Annotated in this window: 7 protein-coding genes; 5 read left to right on the forward strand and 2 right to left on the reverse strand. The window is 45.1% G+C overall.

What is annotated here, in order from left to right:
- Window positions 1–405: 405 nt before the first annotated feature.
- Complete coding sequence (locus QT974_RS13460) at window positions 406–1,704, reverse strand: hypothetical protein (RefSeq protein WP_333468979.1); 1,299 nt, start codon at window positions 1,702–1,704, stop codon at window positions 406–408.
- Window positions 1,705–2,151: 447 nt separating this feature from the next.
- Window positions 2,152–3,252, reverse strand: a complete 1,101-nt coding sequence (ruvB, locus tag QT974_RS13465) for a Holliday junction branch migration DNA helicase RuvB (protein WP_333468980.1) — start codon at window positions 3,250–3,252, stop codon at window positions 2,152–2,154.
- A 72-nt stretch (window positions 3,253–3,324) separates the two neighbouring features.
- Here ruvB and QT974_RS13470 point away from each other — a divergent pair, with 72 nt between their 5' ends.
- The 5 genes from QT974_RS13470 to QT974_RS13490 form a co-directional block, all read left to right on the forward strand.
- Entirely contained in the window at window positions 3,325–3,888 is a 564-nt protein-coding gene (locus QT974_RS13470; protein WP_333468981.1) for a hypothetical protein, read from the forward strand.
- Between the two features lie 157 nt (window positions 3,889–4,045).
- The gene (locus QT974_RS13475; RefSeq protein WP_442933177.1) at window positions 4,046–4,894 is read left to right on the forward strand and encodes an ABC transporter permease; all 849 of its coding nucleotides are present in this window, start codon (window positions 4,046–4,048) and stop codon (window positions 4,892–4,894) included.
- Between the two features lie 174 nt (window positions 4,895–5,068).
- A complete protein-coding gene (locus QT974_RS13480) occupies window positions 5,069–6,481 on the forward strand; it encodes an ABC transporter ATP-binding protein (protein WP_333468982.1) in 1,413 nt (470 codons plus the stop codon).
- Window positions 6,482–6,496: 15 nt separating this feature from the next.
- Window positions 6,497–8,017: a methyltransferase gene (locus tag QT974_RS13485; protein ID WP_333468983.1), complete on the forward strand. Its 1,521-nt coding sequence runs from the start codon at window positions 6,497–6,499 to the stop codon at window positions 8,015–8,017.
- A 132-nt stretch (window positions 8,018–8,149) separates the two neighbouring features.
- A partial coding sequence (locus QT974_RS13490; protein WP_442933176.1) for a sulfotransferase occupies window positions 8,150–9,275 on the forward strand: 1,126 nt, incomplete at its 3' end.

A 9,275-nucleotide genomic window follows, 5' to 3' on the forward strand; every position in this document is an offset into this window, starting at 1 on the left:
ATTTAGGGGGATCGGGTATTAAAGAGCACAACCTTTGACTTTTCAAACACCCTCTCAGTCTAGTGTAGCTAACGTCCCACATTTTTGAACTCACCGATCGCCTCTTGCTACCGCCCTCATAGTCAGTGGCAGTAGGGTGCGTTGCCATTGACAAACCCTAAATTAGACAGACAATCTCACAGTGAGTAACCCATAAATGGAGTAAGTCGGAGCAAAACACGACATTCCAATCATAGTTCACTTTTGCAACTCCTCGCTCCGTCGCGTCCTTCAGCTTACGGGAGCTAGTCCCAACCAAATAGAGCGTAGTAAGGTAGGAATTTTTAGGCAGTTTACCCTGGCCTGGTACAATCAAAGTGGTAGTCGCTAACACCGTTCTAGTTTGATTGCACACCTTAAGTATTACTACTCAAGGCTTTTAAGATTGAGCTCCGCCTCTGGTAGGTTGCGCTTGATTGCTTTGAGTCCTACGTTTCGAGCGGCATTTAATCCAGAATGAGCCTTATACCCATCAGGAGTTGCCACTAATGCAGCCCCAGGTTGATAGCTATCGAACTCAAGTAGGCTGTCAGGGAATTTAGCCCCCCTCCAAAGCGCCTGATTCCAAGGCGTAATGCGACTTGTATCTTTAGGGCAGACGCGAGTTGTGAGAATTGCATAATCTTGATACGCAATACGTTTGACTTGTTCAAAAACCTTCCCTTTCAACCAGTAAGCGCGTTTTTGATTTGACGCCAGCGAGAATTTGCCTTTTTTCGGTCGAAGATTACCTAGGTGTTCAAAGCTAATCACATCTACTTTCCAGTGCTTTGCAAACTCAACAAGTTCCCTTGAAACAGTCCTAGAAAAGTCAATTTCTCTAGCCGTTATCGAGTCCCATTTTGATTTAGCAAAACCACGACTCACTATTTTGGTTTGCCCCATCTTAATCGCAACTTGCCCTAAATCCCGCTTCCTACGAGCTACGTGACGCGACTGGTTGATAAAGTGTCTAGCGATCTCAGTCGTTTCGCCTCTGTCGTTGGTTTCCAGAACAGTTGCAATAACAATATACTTGTCTAAATCCATGTCAATTCCGCACGTTCTAAATGCGTTTTTAGACATGATTCCCTTGATACCTCCCGTTGCAGTAACATACTTTTCTAGTGGAAAAACGATCGATAAAGAACCGTTTTGTACTTGAATTCTAGGAGAGCCTTTTACCCATTCCGTCGGGACGGTAGGACATTGGTATTGATGTTTGACCCACTTCCATGAATCACCTACTCGCATTTTCAAGACAATTGAGAAACCATCATCTTCTTTCCACATCCCTGAATCGTACTGCGGGTTGAACCGGAACGCTCTAGGGTGAACAGGAGGTTTGTGGTGCGACCTTCGCTTGGAACGATTCAACCATTTTTGATAGGTTGAATTCCAACTTTCGTAAGCACCGATGGCTTGTCGGATTGCCGCTCTTTTTAGCGGGGAAGGGAAACCGCTCACAAATTGATGACCAGCGGTTAGTAATTCGTAGAATCGCCAGCCTCCATTAGATTGAACTGGAATGGTAACACCTTGAGGATTTTCAGTAATTAACAGGAAATAAAAATGCACTACTTCGTTGTAAGCATCTTTAGTTTCTTGCATATCAAACTTTGAGCGAATTAACTTCGCTTTGACTGATTTGGTCGCAATTGAATATCCTTTTTGGCGTTTTAGCATTTTACAATGATACTCCAATGCACTTCGATTCGTTCCAATCTGCTAATGTCTTAGGGTGGTAGCCGTATTTTTCTTGTGCTTGAGCTGGGGACAGATACATCACGCTTAGCGACCTTAATATATAGAGTCACTCCATTTTACTCCAATATCCCGATTTCTAGTGATTAGACGCAGCAGACCAAATAGTTGAGCAAACAAACTCAAGATTTCTTGTGTGGCAAGACGTTTGAGAAATGGTATCGCAACTGACGCACGCCCGGAATAAATAGTCGGAGCGAATAGAATTTTCAGTGATGAGTGAGAATTGCCTTTCCTGATGCACTGTAGCGCTGTTTGTCAGGTGCGGATCTGTCAGATTATCGATATTTAAGCAGGGAATTTTCTCTTAGCGACGCACCCTACGAATATTCGATCGCAATTATTTAAGCACGCTCCATCTAACGCAGCCTACAATAATTTAGGCGAGACAAAACCTAAATGTTTCCAAGCAGCCGCTGTGGCAATTCTGCCCCGACTTGTCCGCTGCAAAAATCCGATTTGCATTAAATAAGGTTCGTACACGTCCTCAATTGTTTGAGTGTCTTCTCCGGTGGATGCTGCGAGAGTTTCTAAACCTACCGGGCCGCCGTTAAAGTTTTCGATCATTGCTGTCAAAAGAGACCGATCTGTCCAATCCAAACCTAGCGGATCGACGTTAAATAATTCGAGGGCGACGGAGGCAACTTCGGCGGTGATTGGCTTTAAATTTTTGACTTCGCTGTAGTCTCTGACTCGGCGCAGCAAGCGGTTAGCAATCCGGGGTGTTCCGCGAGCGCGACGGGCTATTTCTTCGGCTCCTTCTGGGGTAATTTTAGTGTCGAGAACTTGGGCGGTTCTTTGGACAATTAAACTGAGTTCGTCTATTTCGTAGTATCGCAGTCTTTGGATTAAGCCGAAGCGATCGCGCAGTGGAGATGTCAGTGAGCCAACTTTGGTGGTTGCGCCTACTAAGGTAAAGGGTTTTAGGGGAATGCTGCGGATTTTGGCGCTTTTTCCTTGACCGATCGTAATATCTAAGCGGCAGTCTTCCATCGCTGGATAGAGGATTTCTTCGGTAACTTTAGATAATCGGTGAATTTCGTCGATAAACAGTACGTCGCCTGCTTTGAGGCCCACCAGCAATCCGACAATATCTCGCGGTTTTTCTAGGGCGGGGGCGGTGGTGATTTTGCATTCTACTTCCATTTCAGCCGCTAGAATTAGCGACATTGTGGTTTTGCCCAATCCCGGCGGGCCGTAGAGTAACAGGTGATCCATCGGTTCGCCGCGGGATTTGGCTGCTGCAATTGCGATCGCCAAAACTTCTCGCAAGTCTTTTTGCCCGATGTATTCAGCTAACCGCTGGGGGCGGATTTTGTCTTCTTGTTTATTGTTGATTTCGTCGGGTAGTTCTTGCGATTCCAGCAAGGATGGAGTCTGGGGTTTGACGGCTTTTTTGCGGGGGGCTGGGGCTATGTCTTCGGGTAGATTTGGCTCGGGGGGCTGTTGTTTGGAGGAGATAATTGCCATATTTATTTGCGATCGCGCAACGCCAGATTGTTTACAATTATGAGCAGAATCTTAACAATTATTGAGTTCGTTATGAGTATCCCATCTTCTTTATTAGCATCGGAAAGCATAACTTTTGAGGGGGCGATCGAGCAAACGAGATATTTACTGTCGCTGATTCAGGCCGATTCCCTAGGGGATAGCTGCGGTTCACGACTTTTAGAGGCCGAGATCGAACAAGCTGTGACATCTCTGGTGAAAACACAGAACGGTGCTAGGGGTTTTTTTGTCACCTATCTGACGGACGATTCGCCCGTGGCAGACAGGCCGTCACCGGGAGTGATCGAGGCTCTGCGATCGGCTCCTGAGATCGTAGCAGAACTGCTGGTAAAAAATGTGGCGATGTCCGCAGCTATGGTCGTGCATCATTCGCGGCATCAAAATCAGGAAATGGCTGGGAGTTCTGCTAAAGTGCAGGAGCGATCGCGCAATTTAATTAAAATCCTGCAAATGCCTGCCTGTCAAACTATAGCGTCGCAAATGCTAGCAAGTTTGGAGAATGCTAGCGGCGAGTACGAGGCATTTTTTCGGCGCTGGGGCTACGACGAGGAGCAAAGACGAGCGATCGGTTCGGCAGTGGGCTCGGCGATCGGCTAAAATAACTAACCGGCAATTTCCGCTGCCGGGTGACAGATGCTTGATCAAAGCGGCGGGGCTGTGGAATAATTGCGGTTTAACAAAAGCTGCACGATTGTAGCTGGAGTTGATTTAGGTGTGATGGTAGTGAACGAGGGCGAAAAAATTGCAGAGAACGGTGAAAGGAGTTGCCCAAAAAGCCCGAACAGCCAGCGGCAGACCAACGGCAAGCAGCCAGCGGTGGGCAAAGGTCAATCTGCTGCTAACATTGGTGCGGCGGGACTTAGAAGCTCAATACAAAGGCTCGATTCTGGGCAATTTGTGGCCGCTGCTGAATCAGCTATCGCAATTGGTGATTTACACATACGTATTCTCGATCGTCCTCAAGGTAAAACTGAAACTGGCAGGTTTCCCCGAAAATAGCGACATTACATTTGGAGTCTGGCTGTTTGCAGGTTTGCTACCTTGGAGTGCGTTCACCAGCGGTTTGATCAAGTCGGGAGTATCGGTGGTAGGGCAGCCGAATTTAGTGAAAAAAGTGGTATTTCCCCTCGGTTTGCTGCCGCTAGTGCCGATTTTTACAGCTTTTATTGAAAGTTCTATCGGTTTAGCAGCTTTGATTGCGATCGTAGCAGTGTCAACGCAAAAGCTCAACGCTACTTTACTTTTGCTACCTCTGGTTTGGGTGCCTCAGTTATTGATTACAGCCGGCTTAGGATATTTGACGGCGGGCTTGACGGTGTTTTTGCGAGACATTCCCCAGACATTAGGTGTTATTCTAAATTTTTGGTTTTATCTGACGCCGATCGTCTATCCAGCATCGATCATCCCGGAAGAATGGCGAGTATGGATATTTTGGTTGAATCCAATGGCGGCCATCTCGGAGATTTACCGAGATTTGATACTGCTGGGAGAAGTCAAGCACTGGGGCGAATGGGGTGTCGCCACGCTGATTTCTGCTGCTATATTTTGTGGAGGTTTTGCGGTTTACCGGCGTTTGCGTCCAGCTTTTGCTGACGTGCTGTAAATTAGTTTGAGATTGAAAGTAAATCTCCCATCTCAAATCCCAATCAAGGTTTGATTGTTTGGACTAAAGTCCTCAGAAAAATCTCACGAATCGCATTCGGAACGCTCAAACCTATTTTTTGTCCTCGCGGACATAATATCAATCTAAAATCTCAAATCTCAAATCTAAAATCGGATGACAGAAAATGTAATTTCACTAAAAAATGTTTCCAAATGCTTTAAGCGGTACGATCGACCAGGAGACCGCTTAAAGGAAATTATTTATCCCAGCAAAAAACTCGCTGAGGAATTTTGGGCCTTGCACGACATCAATCTCGAAATTCCTCAGGGACAAACTCTGGGAATCGTCGGCCGCAACGGTTCGGGAAAAAGCACTCTTTTGCAAATAATTGTGGGAACCCTGACGCCTACCGCTGGTAGCGTCGAGGTGAAAGGGCGAGTCTCGGCTTTGTTAGAACTCGGAAGCGGGTTCAACCCAGAATTTACCGGACGGCAAAATGTATTTTTCAACGCTCAGATACTGGGATTCAATCAAAAAGAAACAGCAGAAAAGTTTGACGAAATAGCTAGTTTTGCCGATATTGGAGATTTTATCGACCAGCCGGTCAAAACTTATTCTAGCGGTATGTTTGTCAGGTTGGCTTTCGCCGTGGCGACGAGCGTCGAGCCAGATATTTTGGTGGTTGACGAGGCGCTTTCGGTGGGCGATGAAGCTTTTCAGCGCAAGTGTTTTGCTCGCTTGCAAAGCATTCAGGAAGGCGGTGGCACGATTTTATTTGTTTCTCACGCTGCTACTTCTGTGGTACAACTTTGTACCTCGGCGATTTTAATGGATAGCGGTGAATTGCTGCTGGCTCATACGCCAAAGGTAGTAATTTCTAAGTATCAAAAGCTGATTTATGCCGATCCGGATCTGGTTCTGGGGTTGAAGTCGGATATTCGAGCTCTCAACCAACTGACAAAGCAAGAAAGCGAAGAAAAGCTTGACGATCCTAATTTAGAAAGCACCGAGACGGAACCTAAACCCGAGCAACATTTCTCTAAACCTAAGGAATATTACGATGAATTTTACGATCCGGGAATGATACCGTCGAATACGGTGAGGTATCCGTCTCGCGGAGCGGAAATTATCAACCCCCGCATCGAGACGCTGAAAGGAAAGGTGGTAAATCACTTGCTCGGGCGTCAAGATTATATTTACACTTACTCTGTCACGTTCTCGCGCTCAACTTCTAAAGTTAGGTTTGGAATGTTGATTAAAACGATCAGCGGTTTTGAGCTGGCGGGTGCATCTTTGAAGGCTTCGAGTCAGTCAGTTAGGTATGTGGAAGCGGGAACGACAATTGTCGTGAAGTTTCACTTTAAATGTTTGCTGAATCCGGGAGTTTATTTTTTGAATGCAGGGGTAGTGGGAACGGTAGATGGGGATTTAACTTATATTGACCGCTGCGTTGATGTGGCGATGTTTAGAGTTCAATCTTGTACAGAGTCCTGCGGTAACGGCATCGTTGACTTGCTGATAGAACCGTGTTTAACTGTTGTTAATTCGGAAGCTATGGTGCAAGAGGCGTCAACCGAAGTTATCTAAAATTTAGTGAAAATAATGAGCGAGATTGATTTTAATTTAGTTGGAAATCCGGTAATCAAAACCATTATTCGAGAACAAGCTAAGTTTCCCGAAGATTTTAAACAGAATATCTGCGAAGACGATGAAATGTATTTGTTTGCTCTGAGCAATGTTAAGGACGATCGCGATCGGGCTTTGGTGCGCTATTATTCCCTAGGCCGTCGCATCCTGGATACCGTTAAACAAGTTGTGGCTTGGCATTTTGGCAGTTTTGACAAGGTACCGTCTTTTCTAGATTTTGCCTGCGGTTACGGGCGATTTACGCGGTTTTTGATCCAGGAAATTGAGCCGGAACGAATTTGGGTTTCCGATATTTATGCTAACGCGGTCAAGTTTCAAACTGAATACTTCGGCGTCAACGGTATTGTCTCGACTGGGAAACCAGAAAATTATTTAATAGAGCGAAAATTTGACTGCATTCTGGCTAATTCTTTTTTCAGCCATATGCCGGAAAAAACTTTTACCAGTTGGCTGCAAAATTTGTACGATTTGTTGACTCCTCAGGGCATTTTGATGTTCAGCGTTCACGATGAGTGTTTGCGGGCTGCCCATGTAGAAATGCCGGCTAACGGTATTTTATTTAGTCCCCTCAGCGAAAGTCAGTCTTTGGATAAGGAGGAATACGGCACTACTTATGTAACCCAAAAGTTTGTCCGAGACAAGGTGGCGCAGGTTAGCGGCGGCAAAGCTTTTGTTCACCGCATCGAAAAAGGTATTTGCAGGTTTCAGGATTTGTATCTGGTTACAAATGAGGTAGCTAGAGATTTTTCGGAGTTGAAATTCAAGCACCACCCGGAAGGATATATTGATGTTGCGGCTTTTACAAATAACGAGAATTTGTATCTGGAAGGATGGGCGACGGATCTAAATGTTGGCGGTAAGATTGAGGAGGTGCAAGTGCTGGTAAACGGGCAGTTAGTACAGAGATGCGAGCCTTTTTACGATCGCCCGGATGTGGCAGGACATTTTGAAAATGAGATCGCTTTGCAGTCTGGGTGGAACTGTTTTTTACCCAAAAATAGTGTGGGCGCGCAGGATGTGCTGACAGTCAAAGCCATCAATAACTTCGGCTGGGAATGGATTGTGGAAAATTGCACTGTCGAATCCCTCCTAGGTGAAAGGGAATCGCAGTATTTGTTGGGTTCTACTCAGACAAAACTCAAATTAATTGAGACGAAGTTAGCAGAGGCTCAAACAAAATTGGAGCTAAGTGAAAACAAGTTAATGATTGCAGACAGTAAGTTGGAAGAATCACAAAACAAATTGCAAGAAACTCAAAATCAGTTAATTTCAACTCAAAGCCAGTTAGAGCAAACTCAAAATCAGTTAATTTCAGCTCAAATGCAGTTGGAACAAACTCAAAATCAGCTAAGTGATGTCAAGCAAGAATTAAACAAATCGCAAATTCGTGTTTTGGCAATGGAAAGCAGCAAGTTTTGGAAGATTAGAAGCGCGTGGTTTCAAGTCAGGCGTTCGCTAGGCTTAGCAGGAGAATAAGCCAAATTTATTTTTTTAAGGTGAGTTGAGATTGGGAGAAATGATGGACTGATTGTCGGGAGTTGCAGTTATTTGGGTAAATAGTGTAACGAGTAAAAAAAACTGTGGGAATTAGGGCGAGGGAGAGAAATTGTGAGTATAAATGACAGCAAACCGTCGGTTTTTATAGTTACTGGAATGCACCGTTCCGGTACGTCTTTAACGGCTTCTTTGTTTCAGAAAGTCGGGGTTGATATTGGCAAAAAGTTGGTGGGCCCGGCCGATGGAAATGTGAAAGGTCATTTCGAGAATGTTGATTTTGTGGAGTTTCACAAGCGTGTTTTACGATCGCACGGCATAGATGAACTCGGCTGTACGTTTGAAAAAACGATTCCGGTAGCAGCGTCAGATGTGAAAATTGCCAAACGGGCGATCGAGCAAAATCAACTTCCTCACAAGCATTGGGGCTGGAAAGACCCGCGAACCGCCTTGTTTTGGGATTTTTGGCTGAATTTGCTCCCCGAAGCCAATTTTATCTGCGTTTATCGATCGCCCTGGGAAGTAGTCGATTCGCTGTACCGCCGGGGAACCGATGTCAGCTTGCTGCAAAATCCGCAAATGGCAGTAAAAATGTGGATTCACTACAACCAAAAAGTCTTAGAATTGTCCGAACATTTTCCCGATCGCTGTCTGCTGGCCAACGTTTACCCGATCGGTAACACTCCCGAACTTTTTATCGATCGAGTCAACGACAAATTTAACGTTAACTTAGGTGCGATACCTGGCGACAATTTTGAAGAATCTTTATTAGTAAACGATATTGTCAAAAGTCACAGACCCAGTTTAATAGAACAATATTTTCCCGAAGCCTTAGAACTCTATCAAGTTTTGGAAACCCAAGCTGGCAATCTCAGCAGCGAATCGAATTTGGTCAGCGATAAAATTATTCATTTTCCCGCATCTTCTGTCGGGCCTTTTGAAGATTGGCTAAAAATTCGCTTGCTGGAAAAACAGCAAAAAACCAGCAATTCCGAACTCAAACAGTGGCAAGAAGAATTTCACCAAGCCCAGGCAAAAGTGTTGGGATTGGAGGCAAAACTAGGAGAAACTCAAGTACAACTTGCAGGTCAAGAATCGAATTTTCAAGAAGCTTTAACAAAAGTCCTGAAGTTAGAAACAGAATTAGGACAAACTCAGGCACAGCTTGCCGGTCAAGAATCGCAATTTCAAGAAGCTTTAACAAAAGTCCTGAAGTTAGAAACAGAATTAGGACAAACTC

It is taken from the genome of Microcoleus sp. BM001215392, assembly GCF_036700185.1.
GTDB lineage: Bacteria > Cyanobacteriota > Cyanobacteriia > Cyanobacteriales > Microcoleaceae > Microcoleus.

What these genes read in the sequence shown, in the direction of transcription:
- QT974_RS13480 (WP_333468982.1), top strand. Translation starts at nt 5,069, where the DNA reads ATGACAGAAAATGTAATTTCACTAAAAAATGTTTCCAAATGCTTTAAG.
- QT974_RS13470 (WP_333468981.1), top strand. Translation starts at nt 3,325, where the DNA reads ATGAGTATCCCATCTTCTTTATTAGCATCGGAAAGCATAACTTTTGAG.
- QT974_RS13485 (WP_333468983.1), top strand. Translation starts at nt 6,497, where the DNA reads ATGAGCGAGATTGATTTTAATTTAGTTGGAAATCCGGTAATCAAAACC.
- QT974_RS13460 (WP_333468979.1), bottom strand. Translation starts at nt 1,704, where the DNA reads ATGCTAAAACGCCAAAAAGGATATTCAATTGCGACCAAATCAGTCAAA.
- ruvB (WP_333468980.1), bottom strand. Translation starts at nt 3,252, where the DNA reads ATGGCAATTATCTCCTCCAAACAACAGCCCCCCGAGCCAAATCTACCC.